This is a genomic window from Nitrospirillum goiasense (assembly GCF_034427435.1).
Taxonomy (GTDB): Bacteria; Pseudomonadota; Alphaproteobacteria; order Azospirillales; family Azospirillaceae; genus Nitrospirillum.
The window spans coordinates 232561-249625 of sequence record NZ_JAXQNP010000001.1; the positions used below are offsets into that span (position 1 = coordinate 232561).

General features: G+C 68.7%; 9 protein-coding genes. 7 read left to right on the top strand and 2 right to left on the bottom strand.

What is annotated here, in order from left to right; all coding sequences use genetic code 11:
* The first annotated feature begins 81 nt into the window (after positions 1-81).
* The 7 genes from ULB03_RS01015 to ULB03_RS01045 all read left to right on the top strand — a co-directional run bounded on the left by ULB03_RS01015 (position 82) and on the right by ULB03_RS01045 (position 13690).
* On the top strand, positions 82-2037 hold the full coding sequence (locus tag ULB03_RS01015) for a bifunctional 5-dehydro-2-deoxygluconokinase/5-dehydro-2-deoxyphosphogluconate aldolase (RefSeq protein WP_322481459.1): 1956 nt from the start codon (positions 82-84) through the stop codon (positions 2035-2037).
* On the top strand, positions 2034-3887 hold the full coding sequence (iolD, locus tag ULB03_RS01020; protein WP_322481460.1) for a 3D-(3,5/4)-trihydroxycyclohexane-1,2-dione acylhydrolase (decyclizing): 1854 nt from the start codon (positions 2034-2036) through the stop codon (positions 3885-3887). Before ULB03_RS01015 ends, iolD begins: the two co-directional genes overlap by 4 nt.
* 14 nt (positions 3888-3901) lie before the next feature.
* Positions 3902-4816 carry a myo-inosose-2 dehydratase gene (gene iolE / locus ULB03_RS01025; RefSeq protein ID WP_322481461.1) on the top strand — a complete coding sequence of 305 codons (915 nt, stop codon included), beginning with the start codon at positions 3902-3904 and terminating at the stop codon, positions 4814-4816.
* Positions 4813-5622: a 5-deoxy-glucuronate isomerase gene (gene iolB / locus ULB03_RS01030; RefSeq protein ID WP_322481462.1), complete on the top strand. Its 810-nt coding sequence runs from the start codon at positions 4813-4815 to the stop codon at positions 5620-5622. The genes iolE and iolB overlap by 4 nt, the downstream gene beginning before the upstream one ends.
* A 468-nt stretch (positions 5623-6090) precedes the next feature.
* A complete protein-coding gene (locus tag ULB03_RS01035) occupies positions 6091-9045 on the top strand; it encodes a TonB-dependent receptor (RefSeq protein ID WP_322481463.1) in 2955 nt (984 codons plus the stop codon).
* Between the two features lie 81 nt (positions 9046-9126).
* Positions 9127-11463 carry a GH92 family glycosyl hydrolase gene (locus ULB03_RS01040; protein ID WP_322481464.1) on the top strand — a complete coding sequence of 779 codons (2337 nt, stop codon included), beginning with the start codon at positions 9127-9129 and terminating at the stop codon, positions 11461-11463.
* Positions 11464-11551: 88 nt separating this feature from the next.
* A complete protein-coding gene (locus tag ULB03_RS01045) occupies positions 11552-13690 on the top strand; it encodes an alpha-L-fucosidase (protein ID WP_322481465.1) in 2139 nt (712 codons plus the stop codon).
* 3 nt (positions 13691-13693) lie between these two features.
* On the opposite strand, the gene ULB03_RS01050 is transcribed toward ULB03_RS01045, so the two are convergent.
* Both ULB03_RS01050 and ULB03_RS01055 read right to left on the bottom strand, forming a co-directional pair.
* A complete protein-coding gene (locus ULB03_RS01050; protein WP_322481466.1) occupies positions 13694-16078 on the bottom strand; it encodes a beta-N-acetylhexosaminidase family protein in 2385 nt (794 codons plus the stop codon).
* Entirely contained in the window at positions 16078-16980 is a 903-nt protein-coding gene (locus tag ULB03_RS01055; protein ID WP_322481467.1) for an ROK family protein, read from the bottom strand. The genes ULB03_RS01050 and ULB03_RS01055 overlap by 1 nt, the downstream gene beginning before the upstream one ends.
* Positions 16981-17065: the final 85 nt, after the last annotated feature.

Here is a 17065-nt window from a genome sequence, read left to right on the forward strand (position 1 = left end):
TTATTTACAAAAACATAGAACGTGGAATATACGTTCCATTCTATCGGGTGCTGATCCGGCACCCCCAAGGCTGGAACCGGCATGGCGTCTTCTGCGCAATCCCCCGTCCAAACCCTTCCCAAGTCGCTGGATCTGATCGCCATCGGCCGGTCCAGCGTCGACCTCTACGGCCAGCAGGTGGGCGGCCGGCTGGAGGACATGGCCTCCTTCGCCAAGTACCTGGGCGGCAGCCCCACCAACACGGCGGCCGGCGGCGCGCGCCTGGGCCTGCGCACCGGGCTGGTCACCCGGGTGGGGGCCGACCACATGGGGCGCTTCATCCGGGAGGAACTGGAACGCGAGGGTGTGGACGTCACCGGCGTGGTGTCCGATCCGGACCGCCTGACCGCCCTGGTTGTCCTGGGCATCCGCGACCGGGACAATTTCCCCCTGATCTTCTATCGCGAGAACTGCGCCGACATGGCGCTGGACGCCACGGACCTCAATCCCGACTGGCTGCGCGGCACCGGCGCCGTCCTGATCAACGGCACCCACCTGTCGCAGCCGGGCGCCTTCGCCGCCAGCGTGGCGGCGGCCCGCCTGGTGAAGGAGACCGGCGGCCGCGTTGTGTTCGACATCGACTACCGGCCGGTGCTGTGGGGCCTAGCCGGCCGCGACCGGGGCGAGGACCGCTTCGTCGCCCACGCCGGGGTCACCGATCGCCTGCGCGAGGTGCTGCCCCTATGCGACCTGGTCGTCGGCACGGAGGAGGAAATCCACATCCTGGGCGGCGTGACCGATACGGTGGCGGCCCTGGCCGCCATCCGCGGCCTGACCAACGCCGTCATCGTCTGCAAGCGCGGGGCGGACGGCTGTGTGGCCTTCCCCGGGGCCATCCCGGCCGCCGTCACCGACGGGCTGGTGGTCCCCGGCTACCCGGTCGAGGTCTTCAACGTCCTGGGCGCGGGCGACGCCTTCATGGCGGGCTTCCTGCGCGGTTGGCTGCGCGATGAACCCTTGGAACGGTGCTGCGCCTGGGGCAACGCCTGCGGCGCCATCGTCGTGTCCCGCCACGGCTGCGCCCCGGCCATGCCGACCTGGCCGGAACTGGAATGGTTCCTGGCCCAGCCCAGCCTGCCCCGCCGACTGCGCGACAGCGCCGAGCTGGAGCACATCCACTGGGCCACCACCCGTCGGCATCGCTATGACGAACTGACCGTCCTGGCTGTGGACCACCGCAGCCAGTTCGAGGATCTGGCGCGGGAACTGGATGCCGATCCCGCCCGTATTCCTCAGTTCAAGGCCCTGGCCCTGAAAGCGGTGGAGCGGGTGGCCGGTGGTGATGACCGCTTCGGCCTGCTGCTGGACGGCCGGTACGGCTTCGACGCGCTGGCCAGCGCCGCCGACGCCCCTTATTGGATCGGTCGCCCCATCGAGGAACCGAAGTCCCGCCCGCTGGTGTTCGAAAGCTCCGCCGACGTGGCCACCGAATTGACGGAGTGGCCGTTGGCCCATGTCGTCAAATGCCTGGTCTTCTACCACCCGGATGATCCTGAGGATTTGCGGGAGCGGCAGGAGCGGCAGTTGCTGCGCCTGTTCGACGCCTGCCGCAAAACGCGGCATGAGATGCTGGCCGAGGTGATCATTCCGGCCGGGCTGCCGGTCGACGCCACGACGGTGGCCCGCGCCATCCGCCGCTTCTACGCCATCGGGGTCAAGCCCGACTGGTGGAAGCTGGAACCGGCGGCGGATCCCGTGGCCTGGCGCAACATCGAGGCCGCGGTGCTGGAGAACGACCCCTATTGCCGTGGCGTGGTCCTGCTGGGCCTGTCCGCGCCGGAGGAGGAGCTTCTGGCCTCCTTCCTGGCCGCCGCGCCCGCCGGCATCGTGAAGGGCTTCGCCGTCGGGCGCACCATCTTCTATGATGCGGCGCGCGGCTGGCTCGCCAACCGGCTGGATGATGACGAGGTGGTGGCCATGATGGCGGGCAAGCTGAAGACCCTGGTCGACGCATGGCGTCAGGCCCGCGCCGACGCCATGGGCGGGCGGGCGGCGTGACCGGCGCACGGCAGCGCCTGACGGCCGCCCAGGCGACCGTCCGCTATCTGGCGGCGCAGCAGGTGGAGGGGCCGGGCGGGCCGGTGCCCTATTTCGCCGGCTGCTGGGCCATCTTCGGCCACGGCAACGTCGCCGGCCTGGGAGAAGCGCTGCAGGCCAGCCAGGATGGGCTGCCCACCTACCGCGCCCATAATGAGCAGGGCATGGCCCATGCCGCCATCGCCTTCGCCAAGCAAGCGCGGCGGCGGCGCGCCATGGTCTGCACCACCTCCATCGGCCCCGGCGCCACCAACATGGTGACGGCGGCGGCCCTGGCACATGTCAACCGCTTGCCGGTGCTGTTCCTGCCCGGCGACGTCTATGCCAGCCGCCGGCCGGACCCGGTGCTGCAGCAGATCGAGGATTTCGGCGACGGCACCGTGTCGGCCAATGATTGCTTCCGGCCGGTGTCCCGCTATTTCGACCGGCTGACGCGGCCGGAACAGATCCTGGACGCGCTGCCCAAGGCCATGGCCGTGCTGACCGATCCAGCGGCCTGCGGCCCCGTCACCCTGGCCTTCTGCCAGGATGTCCAGGCGGAGGCCTGGGACTATCCCGAGGATTTCTTCGCCCCCCGCCTGTGGCGCATCCGCCGCGCGCCGGCCGATCCCTATGACTTGGCCGACCTGGTGGTGCGTATCCGCGCCGCGCGCCGGCCGCTGGTCATCGCCGGCGGCGGCGTGCTGTATGCCGGGGCCGAAACCCTGCTGGCCGGCCTGACGGCGGCCACCGGCATCCCGGTGGCGGAGACGCAGTCGGGCAAGGGCGCGCTGCCCTGGGACCATCCGTGCAACCTGGGCGCCATCGGCGTGACCGGCACCGGGGTGGCGAACGCGGCGGCGGCCGAGGCGGACCTGGTCATCGGCATCGGCACCCGCCTGCAGGATTTCACCACCGGGTCCCGCGCCTTGTTCCAGGGGGCGGCGCGCACCTTGGTCCAGGTCAATGTGTCGGCCCACGACGCGGCCAAGCAGGGGGCCGTGGGCGTGGTGGGCGACGCCGCCGCCGTGCTGGCCGGACTGGCGCCGCTGTTGGCCGGATGGCGGGTGCCGGCCGATTGGGCGCGCTCTCTGGCGGCGCCGGCCTTGGCCTGGGATGAGGCTTGGCAGGCGGCGACGGCGGCGCCCAAAGAGCGCGATACGGCCCTGCCCACGGATGCCCAGGTGCTGGGCGCGGTTTGGCGCCAGGCGGCGCCCGACGCGGTCGTGGTCTGTGCCGCCGGCGGCCTGCCCGGGGAACTGCACAAGCTGTGGCGGGTGCGGCGGCCCGGCGGCTATCACGTGGAATACGGCTATTCCTGCATGGGGTATGAGATCGCCGGCGGCCTGGGCGTCAAGCTGGCGGAGCCGGAGCGCGAGGTCCACGTCCTGGTGGGCGACGGCAGCTATCTCATGATGAATTCCGAGATCGCCACGGCGGTCATGCTGGGCCTGTCGCTGACCATCACCGTGCTGGACAACCGGGGCTTCGGCTGCATCAACCGGCTGCAACGCGCCACCGGCGGCGCGCCCTTCAACAACCTGCTGGCCGACACCCGCCACACGGCCCTGCCGGCCATCGACTTCGCCGCCCACGCCGCCAGCCTGGGCGCGCGGGCCACCAAGGTGGCGGACATCGCGGGGCTGGAGACGGCCCTGGCCCAAGCGCGGGCGGACGGGGGCGTGCACGTCATCGTCATCGACACCGACCCGGCCGTGTCCACCCCCGCCGGCGGCGCCTGGTGGGATGTGGCCGTGCCCGAAGTGTCCGACCGGCCGTCCGTGCGCGCGGCCCGCGCCGCCTATGACGAGAAAACAAAAGACCAACGCTAGGGAGAGCAGCCCCCATGTCCATCCGCCCCGGGTCCATCCGCTTCGGTGTCAGCCCCATCGCCTGGATCAACGACGACATGCCCGAACTGGGCGGGGCGACGCCGGTGGAAGCGGTGCTGGCCGATGCCCAAGCCATCGGGTTCAGCGGGATCGAGCTGGGGGGCAAGTTCCCCCGTGATCCCGGGGCGCTGAAGCCGTTGCTGACCCGCCATGGCCTGGATCTGGTGGGCGGTTGGTACAGCGGCGGCCTGCTGGCCCACGACGCCGATGCGGAGATCGCCGCCTTGCAGGGGCACTTGGCCCTGCTGAAGGCCATGGGCAGCACCGTCTTCGTCCATGCCGAGACCAGCAACGCCATCCATGGTGACCGTGCCCGGCCGCTGGCGCAGACGCCCCGGCTGGATGAGGCCGGGTGGGCCGCCTTCGGCCGGCGGCTGACCGATGTCGCCGATTACATCGCCGGACAGGGGCTGCGCTTCGCCTACCACCATCACCTGGGCACGGTGGTGGAGGGGCCGGGGGACCTGGCCCACTTCCTGGCCCACACGGGTTCATCTGTGGGCCTGACGGTGGACACCGGCCACGCCGCCCTGGGCGGCATCGACGCGGTGGAGGTCATCCGCACCCATTCGGCCCGCGTGGCCCATGTCCATTGCAAGGATGTGCGCCAGCCAGTGTTCCAGGCCCTGATGGATCGGGGCGGCAGCTTCCTGGACGGGGTGCTGGACGGCATGTTCACGGTGCCCGGCGACGGGCGCCTGGACTATGGCGCCGTCATGCGCGCCTTGGCCGATATCGGCTATGCCGGCTGGGTCATCATCGAGGCGGAGCAGGACCCGGCCAAGGCCGACCCGCGCCGCTATGGCGAGATGGGCTTGCGCCACTTGCGAGAGGCGGCGGCCGGTGCCGGCCTGGCGGTGGTGTCATGAGCGCGTCCCCCCTGCTGGTGCGGCCCCAGGCGCCGGGCGCCGATGGCCGTGTGCTGGAGGTGACGCCGCGGAGCGCCGGCTGGACCCACGTTGGCTTTCGCCTGCATCGGCTGGGCCCCGGCCAAGCCCTGGATGGGGCGGAGCCGGGGCGCGAGGCCTGCCTGGTGGTGCTGTCGGGAACCGCCCGGGTGGCGGCGGCGGGGCTGGATCTGGGCGCCGTTGGCGGCCGCGCCAGCGTGTTTGAGGATAGGGCGCCGGGTGCCGTGTATGTGCCGGCGGGCCAGCCCTACCGCGTCGTGGCGACCAACGCCGTGGAGTTGGCCGTCTGCACCGCGCCGGGGCGGGCCGGTGCCGAGGCGCGCCTAATCCCACCGGATGACATGCCGCGCGAGGTGCGCGGCCAGGGCACCAACACCCGGCACGTGCGCAACATCCTGCCGGAGGGCAAACCGGCGGACAGCCTGCTGGTGGTGGAGGTCATCACCCCCGGCGGCCACTGGTCCAGCTATCCCCCGCACAAGCACGACACGGCCGAGGCTGGGCATGAGACGGCGCTGGAGGAAACCTATTACCACCGCCTGAACCCGCCGCAGGGCTTCGCCTTCCAGCGCGTCTACACCGACGACCGCAGCCTGGATGAAACCATCTGCGTGCAGGACGGCGACCTGGTCATGGTGCCGCGCGGTTACCACCCCGTGGGCGCCCCACACGGCTATGACCTGTATTACCTCAACGTCATGGCGGGACCGGAGCGCCGGTGGATTTTCCGCAACGATCCGGCGCACGACTGGATCATGCGGCGGTAGCCCATCACCCTGCCGTCCTATCGGGTGTCACTGACGGGCATGCCGGGCCGATCTCGGACTATATCGATCCGCAAGCGGGATTCGAGGTTCCGGGAGAGCCCGTCTTCGGACCTTGCCGGAACGCTATGGTGGTTGCTAGAGCGGGCGGTAACCTATCCCTCTGCGTTCAACAACCGGTGTCCGATGCGCCTACGTTCCATCCGCCCACGCCGGGGCGGCCATTTCTGGAAAGTCAGCGATTCCAGGGCCTTCGCCAATGCTCTCGTACCATCGCCGACCTCCAATTCCAAAAGGACGCGGGACTGAAATAGAATTTTCAAATCAAAAATAGTTAAAATAGAAAAAATGAATTGACTTGAGCCCCCGCCGGGCGTTCCTTGGTGGCTAGAACGGTGCGCTGAATCCGTGTTCCCCGGGGCGGGTGCCCAGGGAGCCAGCCGCCGCTCCACAAAAATCGGGGAGCAAGACATGGGCCTGGGCAAATTCAGGGCTGGCCTTCTGGCGGGATCGACGCTGATGGCGTTCTCGCTGCCGGCCATGGCGGGTAGCATCACGGGCACGATCGTGGACCCGGCCACGGGCAAGCCCCTGCCGGCCACGGCCATCACCATTCCCGGCACCTCCTACACGACCGCCTCGGGTGAGGATGGGACCTTCACCTTGGCCAACGTGCCGGAAGGGACCTACATGGTGACGGCCGCGCGCGCCGGCCTGCACACCAGTTCGACCCGCGTGACCGTGCCCAAGGACGGGTCTGTCACGGTCAGTTTCGAGGCGTACACCGCCGCACTTGAGGAAATCGTGGTGGCGGCCAACCGCTACCAGGCCTCCAGCCTGCAGATGAACGCCAGCAACACGGTCGACGTCATGTCGGCGGCGGACCTGGAACACACGGCGGTGCACAACGTGGCGGAGGCCTTGGGCCTGCTGCCGGGTGTCAACGTCATGAACACGGGGCAGTCCTTCGTGGGCGGCATCGACGGCGCGTCGCGCGGCGAGGGCATGTTCACCTCCATCCGCGGCCTGAACGGCGAGTACAACGTCAACCTGATCAACGGCGTCAACGTGGCCCAGGGCATGCCCTACAGCCGCGAGGTGCAGTTGAGCCTGCTGCCCCCCTCGGGCCTGAGCACCATCGTCGTCAACAAGACCTCCAAGGCCGACATGGATGGCGACGCCATCGGCGGCACGGTGGATTTCCGCACGCCCACGGCCTTCGACTACAACCAGCCGCTGATGTTCAGCTTCACCGCCAGCGGTCGGCTGGAGACGCGGGCGCAGGACTACAACAAGAGCAGCCTGGGCTACGGCCTGGCGGGCGAGGCGGCGGGTAAGTTCGGCCGCGACAACCAGTTCGGCGTCTATGTCAGCGCCTATTACGACATCCGCCATTACGCCAACAGCGAAATGGGCGCGGTGATGGAGTCCACCTGCTGCGACAACGCCTGGGCCTTCGCCGTGGCCAACGCCGACGGCAGCAATCCCAGCAACCTGGACCCGTCCAAGAACCTGGAGACCACGGGCTTCAACGCCGGCGTCTCCTCCGGCTATACGGAGCGCTATGGCGGCAACGTCTCGCTGGACTGGCGGCCGGACGACACCACCAGCGCCTTCTTCCGCCTGGGTTACGCCGTGGCGCAGACGGAACAGAACAGCACGCTGAGCCAGCTGGTCGGCATGAACGTGACCTATGACCAGATCGGCAGCACCAGCCTGTACCGGCCCAACATCCAATACCTGTCCACCCGCCTGTGGTACGAGACCAACCCGGAATATTCCGACCTGGCGACGGCGCAGTTGGGTGGGGAGAAGAAGTGGGGCAACTGGACCATCAGCCCCAGCGCGTTCATCAGCTGGGGCGACAATGACCGCCCTAACCACATCGAAATCTCCACACGCTCCACCCAGAACAACGGCAACGGCTTCGCCTACGGCAACAGCACCCTGGCGACGTATGTGAACGATCTGCCCTATCCGCTGGTGGGGTCGGACATCATCGCGCAGTTGGGCAACGTGGCCAGCCTGCCGGCGCGCGACCGGGGCGAACTGACGGAGCAGTACAGCGGCCAGGTGCGCGGCGGCGGCAAGATGGACGTCCGGTACGACGTGAACGCCGGCCCGCTGGACTTCATCAAGTTCGGTGTGAAGTACCAGGACAGCGAACGCCAGGTGACCAACCGCGACTGGTACAACGGCAACTTCACCGACGGCCGCACCTTCGGCTCGCTGGGCATCATCAGCGGCAATTATTCATCGGTCTATCCGGGCCTCTACAACTGGTCCGTGCCGGTGATCGACCAGGCCGCCCTGTTCCGCCTGTACAACACCTATTCCAGCCCTGGCAACCTGGACAGCTGCAGCAGCCTGTACGTCAACAACTGGAACTGCAACACCCAGAAGGGGACGGAGGCGGTGTCCGCCGCCTATGTCCTGGCCAACCTGAAGTTCAATGACCTGGAGGTCATCCCCGGCTTCCGGTTCGAGCACACGGCCATCCACAACACCTTCTGGGTCACGCCGCATGACTCCGACGGCAACGAGCTGGCGGGGCACTGGGGCTACAACTCCACCCACTATAACGAGCCGCTGCCCAGCATCTTCGCCAACTACCGGCCCAACGACAACTCCGTCTACCGCGCGGCCATCTGGACCAGTTACACCCGCCCGCCCTTCGTGCAGTTGGGCGGCGGCTCACAGACCAGCATTTCCAACGGCGTCACCACCATCACCGAAGGCAACCCCAACCTGAAGGCCATCACCGCCGTCAACTATGACGTCTCCGGCCAGTGGGACACGGGCCACGGCGGCAACCTGATGGTGGCCGGCTATGCCAAACAGCTGTCGAACTACATCTACGATAACGGCAGCACCTATACGAACTCGGCAGTCACCAACAGCAGCTCTGTGATCTTCCACCACCCCACCAACGGCGGGGATGGTCAGGTCTATGGCATCGAACTGTCCGCCCGGCAGAAGTTCCAGGACATGCCGGCGCCCTTCGATGGCTTCGGCCTCGGCGCCAACCTCACGCGGCAGTGGACCTCGGTCAACACCAAGGCGGCGGGGCTGGATCCGAACGAGCGCATCCAGAACGCCCCGGAATGGATGGCCAACATCGAGGCCTTCTATGAGAAGGACGGCTTCACCCTGGACCTGATCTATCACTACACCGGTGCCTATGTGGCCCAGTACGATTACCTGGGCCTGGGCAGCAGCTGGGATGACCTGTGGGTCCGGTCGTCCCAGCGGGTGGATCTGCATGCCGGCTACGACTTCGGCTATGGCGTCCGGGCCGACCTCTCGGTGGCCAACCTGTTCGACGACGTGTCCTACTGGTCGCACATCGGCAAGTCCAGCCTGGCCATCTCCGACGTGGTGGAGACGGGCCGGACCATCCTGGTCAGCATGAAGTACAGCTACTGATCCGGCTTGAAACGAAAGGTCCCGGTGGTGATCACCGGGACCTTTTTCTATTCTGCGCGGGTGATAACGGAGGCCTTTCCCATGATGACACGGCGTGACCTGCTGGGCGGCGTCGCCGCGGCGGCCCTGGTGCCGCTGGCGGCCGGTGTGTCGGGCGCCGTCGCCGCCGCCAAGGCGGCCGGGGGCTTTTGCCGGCATGTCGACCCCTTCATCGGCACCGGTGGCCATGGCCACACCTTCCCCGGCGCCACCGTCCCCTTCGGCATGGTGCAACTGAGCCCCGACACCAACACCGCCGGCTGGGACGCCTGCTCCGGTTATCACATCCAGGACAGCACCATCCTGGGCTTCTCCCACACCCACCTCAGCGGCACGGGCGTGGGCGACATGATGGACGTGCTGGTGGTGCCCCGGGTGGGGCCGGTGCGCCTGGACCCGGGCACGCCCGACACGCCGGGTGAGGGCTATCGCGCGCCCTTCGACCATGCCGATGAACAGGCCTCGCCCGGCTATTACCGGGTGCGTCTGAAGGACAGCGGCATCGAGGCGGAGCTGACCGCCACGGCGCGGGCGGGCCTGCACCGCTATCGTTTTCCCCAGGGTAAGGCGGGCGCGCATCTGCTCATCGACCTGGCGCATGGTTTCCAGGACCCCGCCGGATCGGTCACCCGCATCACCGGCGCCACGCTGCGCCTGGTGGGCAACGACACGCTGGTCGGTGGCCGCCAGGTCCACCAGTGGGGGCAGGGGCGCGTCATCCACTTCGCCATGAAGCTGTCCCGGCCCTTCGCAGGGGCGCGGCTCTACACCAACGATCACGCCCTGCCCGAGGGCGCCCAGGAGGTGCAGGGCGCCGCGCTGAAATGCGTGCTGGACCTGCCCGACGCCGCGTCCGCGCCGCTGCTGGTCAAGGTGGGGCTGTCGGCCGTCGACGTGGACGGCGCCCTGCGCAACCTTGACGCTGAAATCCCCGGCTGGGATTTCGACGGCGTGCGCGCGGCGGCCGTCGCGGCGTGGGAGGCAGAGCTGGGCCGCCTGGCAATCACCAAGGGCGGCGACGCCGCCGACCTCAAGATCTTCTACACCGCCCTCTACCACGCCCTGCTGGCGCCCACCCTGTTCAGTGATGTGGACGGCCGCTACCGCGCCATGGACAGCACCGTGCGCCAGTTGCCGGCCGGGGCCAATAACTACTCCACCTATTCGCTGTGGGACACCTACCGCGCCCTGCATCCGCTGTTCACCCTGGCGCAGCCGCCCCGGCGGGTGGGCGACATCGTCGGCGGCCTGGTGCGCATGGCGGAGGAAAGCCCCGCCGGGCCGCCCGTCTGGCCGTTGCAGGGCACCGAGACGGGCTGCATGATCGGGTGGCATTCCGCCGTGGTGCTGGCCGAGGCGGCGGCAAAGGATATTCCCGGTGTCGATTACGCCCGCGCCTGGCCGGTCTTCCGCAAACAGGCGTTCCAGGGCCAGACCAGCGGCCTGCCGGAATACCGGCGCCTGGGCTACATCCCCAGCGACACGGTGGAGGAGGCGGTCAGCAAGACCCTGGAATACGCCTACGACGACTGGGCCATCGCCCGGCTGGCCGAGGCGGCGGGCGCGCCGGACGACGCCCGGATCTTGCGCCAGCGTTCCCTGAACTATCGCGCCCTGTTCGACCGCGACGTCACCTTCATGCGCCCGCGTTTCACCGACGGCAGCTGGGCGCAGCCCTTCGACCCGCGCGGCATGGGCCATAGCCGCAAGTGGCGCGATTTCACGGAGAGCAATGCCTGGCAGGCCACCTTCCTGAACCAGCATGACATCTATGGCTACATGGCGATGTTCGGTGGACCGGCGGCGTTCGAGGCCAAGCTGGATGAGCTGTTCACCACCAGTTCCGACCTGCCGGACGACGCGCCGCCCGACATCGCCGGTCTGGTGGGCCAGTACGCCCATGGCAACGAGCCCAGCCACCACATCGCCTACCTCTACGCCTACACCGGCGCGCACCATAAGACCCAGGCGCGGGTGCGCAGCCTGCTGAAGACCATGTACAGGGCGGATCCAGATGGGCTGGCCGGCAACGAGGATTGCGGCCAGATGAGCGCGTGGTACCTCATGAGCGCGCTGGGCCTGTACGCCGTGGACCCCGTCACGCCGATCTATGTCTTCGGCTCCCCCTTGTTCGACCAGGTGGAGGTGACGGTGGGGGAGGGGCGGACCTTGACCATCGAGGCCGCCGGCAACGGGCCCGACAGCCCCTATATCCAGTCCGTGACCTGGCAGGGGAAACCCTATGCCCGCAGCTGGATCCGGCATGCGGACCTGATGCAGGGCGGACGCCTGGTGTTCACCCTGGGGCCTAAGCCCAACCCCGCTTTCGGCGCCGGCAAGGACAACCAGCCGCCCTCCTTCACGGGCTCAAGCGCCTGAGACGCTTTTGCCGTTCCGTCAGCCCTCTGGACATGGCATGATTTATTTAATTCATTTTCATTAAAATAAGCCTGTCCAGGGGGCGTCCATGTCACGCAGTTTCTTGCCGTCACGCCGTGCCCTTCTGGCCAGCGGGGCGGCCACCGGCGTCCTGTCGCTGGCGGCGCCGGGCGCTTTGGCCGCGCAGCCGGTACCGGCGCCCCGGCCGTGGGGGACGGTGCCCACGGCGCGGCAACTGGCGTGGCATGAAATGGCGGCCTACGCCTTCGTCCATTTCAGCATCAACACCTTCACCGACCGGGAATGGGGCTATGGTGATGAGTCGCCGTCCCTGTTCAACCCCACCGACTTCAGCGCGGACCAGATCGTCGGTTCCGCCAAGGCCGCCGGCCTGACCGGACTGATCCTGACCGCCAAGCATCATGACGGCTTTTGCCTGTGGCCCAGCCGGTATACCGAGCACTGCATCCGCAACAGCCCCTATAAGGACGGGCGGGGCGACATCGTCGGTGAAATGGCGGCGGCCTGCCAGCGGGCGGGGCTGCGCTTCGGGCTCTACCTGTCGCCGTGGGACCGCAATCACGCGGAATACGGCCGGCCGGCCTACATCACCTATTACCGCAACCAGTTGCGTGAGTTGCTGACCAGCTACGGCCCCCTGTTCGAGATGTGGTTCGACGGCGCCAACGGCGGCGATGGCTATTACGGCGGCGCGCGGGAGAAGCGCTCCATCGACGCCGAAAGCTATTACGACTGGACCAACACCTGGGCCCTGGTGCGGCAGTACCAGCCCGATGCCGTCGTCTGGGGTAATTGGGGCCGGGATTCCCATGGCCCCTGGGGGGCCGACGCCCGCTGGGTGGGAAATGAGGAAGGCTACGCCGGCGATCCCTGCTGGGCGACCGTGGGCGATGCCCCCTACACCCAGGAGATAGGGGAGCATGGCGTGCGGGGCGGGGCGCACTGGCGCCCGGCCGAGGTCGACGTGTCCTTGCGCCCCGGCTGGTTCTGGCACGCGCGGGAGGATGCCGACGTGAAGTCGGTGGGGCGGCTCGTGCGCTTGTATTTCGAATCCGTGGGCCGGGGCGCCAACCTCATCCTGAACCTGCCGCCCGACCGGCGCGGCCGCATCCCCGACCATGACGCCGCGATGCTGAAGGGCTGGGGCGATACCCTGCGCGCCACCTTCGGCACGGATCTGGCCAAGGGGGCCGTGCCGAAGGCCAGCGCCACGCGCGGCCCCGGCTTCGGTCCGGACACCGTCCTGGATGGGCGGCCAGATACCTACTGGTGCCCACCCGACGCCACCACGGCCGCCGACTTGGTGCTGGAGTGGGCCACACCCCGCGCCTTCGACGTCATCCGCCTGCGCGAATACCTGCCGCTGGGTCAGCGGATCGGCACCTTCACCCTGGAGATCTGGGAGGGTAACCGGGCGGCCTGGGTCGAGGTCGCGCGCCACACCGCCATCGGCAGTCAGCGCCTGGTGCGCCTGGCGGCACCGGTGACCACGACGCGCCTGCGCCTGCGCATCCTGGACGCCGACGCCTGCCCGGCCATCCGCGAGGTCGGGCTGTTCCGCCTGCCCGACCTGGTGGAGGAACCCGCCATCCACCGGGACCGTCGCGGCATGGTCACGCTGTCCAGCGACCTGCCGGGCGCCGCCCTGCATTACACCACCGATGGCACCAGTCCGACCCTACGCTCCCCCCTGTACCAGGAGCCGTTTCCCTTGCCGGACGGCGGCATCGTCCAGGCCCTTTGCCAGTTGCCACGGACGGGGGCCAGCAGCGCCGTGGCCAGCCGGACCTTCGACGTGTCCAAGGCCGACTGGCGGATCGTGTCGGCCACAGCGCCCGGCGCCGATGCGATCATTGATGACGACTCTGGCAGCCTTTGGGTCACCAGCGGTGCCGCCTTGCCCCACGCCGTCGTCGTGGATTTGGGCGCGCGGCGCTCGTTGAAGGGCGTCACGCTGTTGCCGGCCGGCCAGCGGCCGCCGGGCGTGGGGGCGCCCGCCGGCTATCGCATCCAGGTCAGCGAGGATGGCAAGGCCTGGGGGCCTGCGGCGGTGGGCGAGTTCGCCAACATCGCGGCCAATGCCAGTGAGCAACGGGTGATGTTCCCGGAGGTGCGGCCGGGCCGTTTCGTCCGGCTGGAAATCACCCGCGCCGCCGGCGGCGAAGGCCAGGTGGCCTTCGCGGAGCTGGGCGTGGTGACGCGCTGAACGTCAGGGCCGGGGGATCAGCCAGGTTTCCGCCACCTGGTGTCCCCGGCCGCTGCCACCCATGCCGGGTGGACGTGTCCATTCCAGGTCCAGTGTCCCACCACGGGTCGCCGCCTGCGGAATGTCGAACTCCAGCGTCGACGGGTTGCGCGGGCGGGCCAGGGGCGGATGGACCTCGATATGGCCGTTAGCGACCAGGCGCATGGGCAGGGCGTAGTCCTCGCCCGCGTAGGTCACGCGCAAGGTGTAGTGGCGCGCGGGATCCAGATGCCCGTAGCGCAGATGGATCGGCCGTTCGTACAGCGTCTCTGCATAGGTGATCCAGGACAGGCGCCAGCCGTCGTCCGGGATCTTGTCGGCGATACCGTCAATGGCGCTGTCGTAGAGTTCCGGGTCCTGGGCATAGTCCTGCCCCCGCACCAGGTGCGGCTCGCGCTGGGGATCACCCAAATCGTCGTACAGGGTATCGGGCGTCGGCTGCGCCCAGGCGACGATCTCCGCCAGTTGCTTCCGCCGGGTGGCCTCGTCCGGCAGGTGGGCGATGTCCTCGAACCGCCGCGTCAGCCAAACGCGGTCGTTCAGGCTGGTATCCACCCGGTCCAGGTTGGCCCCGCGCTCGATTCCCGACGCGCCATAGCGGCTGACGCTCAGTTGCAGGCCGACATGGGCGTAGAGGCGCTCCGCCAGATCGAACAGCTTGTCGCGCAGGTGGCCGGTTTCCGCCGCGTCCGGCTGTGCCAGCGTGGCCGAGGCCGCCGCCATCGCGTCCATGCTGCCCCGGGCGGGCGCCTGGGCCAGCAGGGCCATGGCCTGCGCCTCGCGACTGCCTTCGGCCGTGGCACGGGCCCGGGCGTAGGCATCGTAATAGGCGCGATAGAGCAGGGACTCGAAGCGCCAATTATCCGTCAGCGCGGGCAGGCCCGCCAGGGCCTGGAAGCCCTGCAAGGTGGCGTCGATGCCGCCGTTGTCCTTGATGGGGCCCGCCCAGGCGCGTTCCAGCCCCTGGATCAGGGCGGCCAGCCGGTCGCCCGCGCCGGCATCGAGGAAATAGCGAGCATAGTCGCGCAGGATATCCTCGGGCCGGGTGGCCGGATCCCAGCCCAGACGGGTCCACAGCGCCTTGTTGACGTCGTCGTTCACCCCTTCCGAATAGGTGACGAAGCCGGCGGTAAGCCCGGCGAAGTGCCGGAAGATAAGGGTCTGGGCCTCCGGGCGCGGATTGATCGGCTCCCGCCCCTCCAGCAGGGCGAAGGCGGGATCCCACTGCGGCACCGGGAACTGGGCGTGCAGGGTGTGGCCGATGTCGGGATAGAATTGGATGGGGTAGGCGCGGGGCACCCGGGCGCGCTGCACCGGCAGGGAATCGCGCGATTGGGGGCCGAAGAAAACCCCGGTCAGCCAATCCGGGCGCTGGTCCAGAAGGCGATAGAAGTCCTCATAGTGCGCCTGGTCGAACCCCTGGGCCGACACCCACAGCTGGGCGCCCGGATGATAGCGCCGCAGGATGCGCGCCTCACGCTCCAGCAAGGGAAACAGCAGGGCGGGGGGCGTGTGCCCCGGATCACCGCCCGGCACGTACAGGGCATGGATGTGCGGAAAGCGCCGCACCAGATCCTCGAACGCGGCCAACTCCTGGTCCACCGTCGCCGGATCGGCATAGTTGTCGCGCATCTCCGGGTAATAGAGGTCGCAATCCAGGCCGTACTTGTCCAGCAGGCGGGCGATGCCCAGGGTCGTCTCCAGGGCCGGGGCGGGGAACAGGGGGCTGGTCGGCTCATCGTCCGAGGCCGGGGCGATCAACTGGATGGCGTTCGTGCCGAACACCGCCAGGTCGCGGATGTGCTGTTCGAATTGCGCCAGCGTCCAGGCATCGTAGGTGTTGTTCTTGAAGCGATAGCCGATCTGATGGCCGCGCACCGGCTGGGCTGGGCTGGTGGACAGGTTCAGCGGATGATCCAGGACGATGTGCCCCGGCGTCATGCTCAGCGTGCGCAAGACATGGCCAATGCCGTACAGAACGCCCCGGCTGTCATTGCCGGCGATCACCAGGGTGGTTTGCCGCCCCTGGCTTTCGGTCCGCAGGCTGTAGCCTTCGGGCTTGGTCGCGCCGGCGGCATGGGTGATGACGATGCGGACGGGGGCGTCACCTATCGGCCCCGATACCTGGGATGGCGCCAACCGGGACCAGGCGATGCCGGTGCGCTTGCGCACCTCATCCACCAGCATGTCAACGGCGGCGGCCTCCGGCCCCTGGACCTGCGGCGCCACGACAACGGCCGCCGACAGATCCAAGGGAGACGCGACCTGCGCGCTGACCGGAATGGGGTAGGACACGGCGGCGGCCGCAGCGGCCAGCACCACCGCGGCCCAGTGCCGAAGGGACAGCATTACAGCGTGCGTTCCCACAGGCGGGCGGCGCCGCGCACGCCGGAAGAATCACCCCAGCGGGCCGGCACCAGCTTCGCTTCCCAGACGTCGGTGAAGAGATAGGGCCGGATGGCGCCGGCCAGCCGGTCATAGATTTCGGTGACGTTGGACAGGCCGCCGCCGAAGACGAAGACGTCCGGATCGACGATGTTGCTGACCAGGGCCAAGCCGCGGCCCAGCCGGTCGATGAAGCGGTCGAAGGCCGCGACGGCGTCCGGCTCGTGGCGGCGCATGCTTTGGATGATGGTCTCGGCATCCATCTTGCGGCCGGTGACCGCCTTGAACTCCCGGCTCAAGCCGGTGCCCGACACCCAGGTCTCCAGGCACCCCTTGTTGCCGCACCAGCAGTCGGGCGCCGGCACTTCGTCGGCCTTGGGCCAGGGCAGGGAGACGTGGCCCAATTCACCGGCCAGACCGTTGGCGCCCTCGATCAGGCGGCCGTCGATCACCAGGCCGCTGCCGCACCCGGTGCCCAGGATGACGGCGAAGGCGATGCGGGCGCCGGCGGCGGCGCCATCGACCGCCTCGGACAGGGCCAGGCAGTTGGCGTCGTTGGCCACCCGGACCTCACGGCCCAGGGCGGCGGCCATGTCGCTGTGGAAGACGCGACCGTTCAGCCAAACCGAATTGGCGTTGCGCATGAGCCCGGTCTGCGGGGAAATCGACCCCGGAACGCCGATGCCCACGGTGCCCTGGGCGCCCGCCTCCGCCTCAACCCGGCTGACCAGGCGGCAGATGGTGGCGATGGCCGCGTCGTAGCTGCCGGGATTGGGCTCGCGCAGCCGCGACAGGAAACGGCCGTTGAGATCCAGGGCGGCGGCCTCGATCTTCGTGCCGCCAAAATCGACCCCGATTTGAATCATGCGTAAGCCCTCATGCAGGCTGCTGGGAAATGACAGAGGTGAGGCTGTGCCCGTTGGCCCTGTTCGGCGCCTTTGCTCCGGCCCC

Bases quoted from the DNA above. Each gene is read 5' to 3' on its own strand.
- ULB03_RS01015 (WP_322481459.1), top strand. From the start codon at position 82: ATGGCGTCTTCTGCGCAATCCCCCGTCCAAACCCTTCCCAAGTCGCTG.
- iolE (WP_322481461.1), top strand. From the start codon at position 3,902: ATGTCCATCCGCCCCGGGTCCATCCGCTTCGGTGTCAGCCCCATCGCC.
- iolB (WP_322481462.1), top strand. From the start codon at position 4,813: ATGAGCGCGTCCCCCCTGCTGGTGCGGCCCCAGGCGCCGGGCGCCGAT.
- ULB03_RS01035 (WP_322481463.1), top strand. From the start codon at position 6,091: ATGGGCCTGGGCAAATTCAGGGCTGGCCTTCTGGCGGGATCGACGCTG.
- ULB03_RS01040 (WP_322481464.1), top strand. From the start codon at position 9,127: ATGATGACACGGCGTGACCTGCTGGGCGGCGTCGCCGCGGCGGCCCTG.
- ULB03_RS01045 (WP_322481465.1), top strand. From the start codon at position 11,552: ATGTCACGCAGTTTCTTGCCGTCACGCCGTGCCCTTCTGGCCAGCGGG.
- ULB03_RS01050 (WP_322481466.1), bottom strand. From the start codon at position 16,078: ATGCTGTCCCTTCGGCACTGGGCCGCGGTGGTGCTGGCCGCTGCGGCC.
- ULB03_RS01055 (WP_322481467.1), bottom strand. From the start codon at position 16,980: ATGATTCAAATCGGGGTCGATTTTGGCGGCACGAAGATCGAGGCCGCC.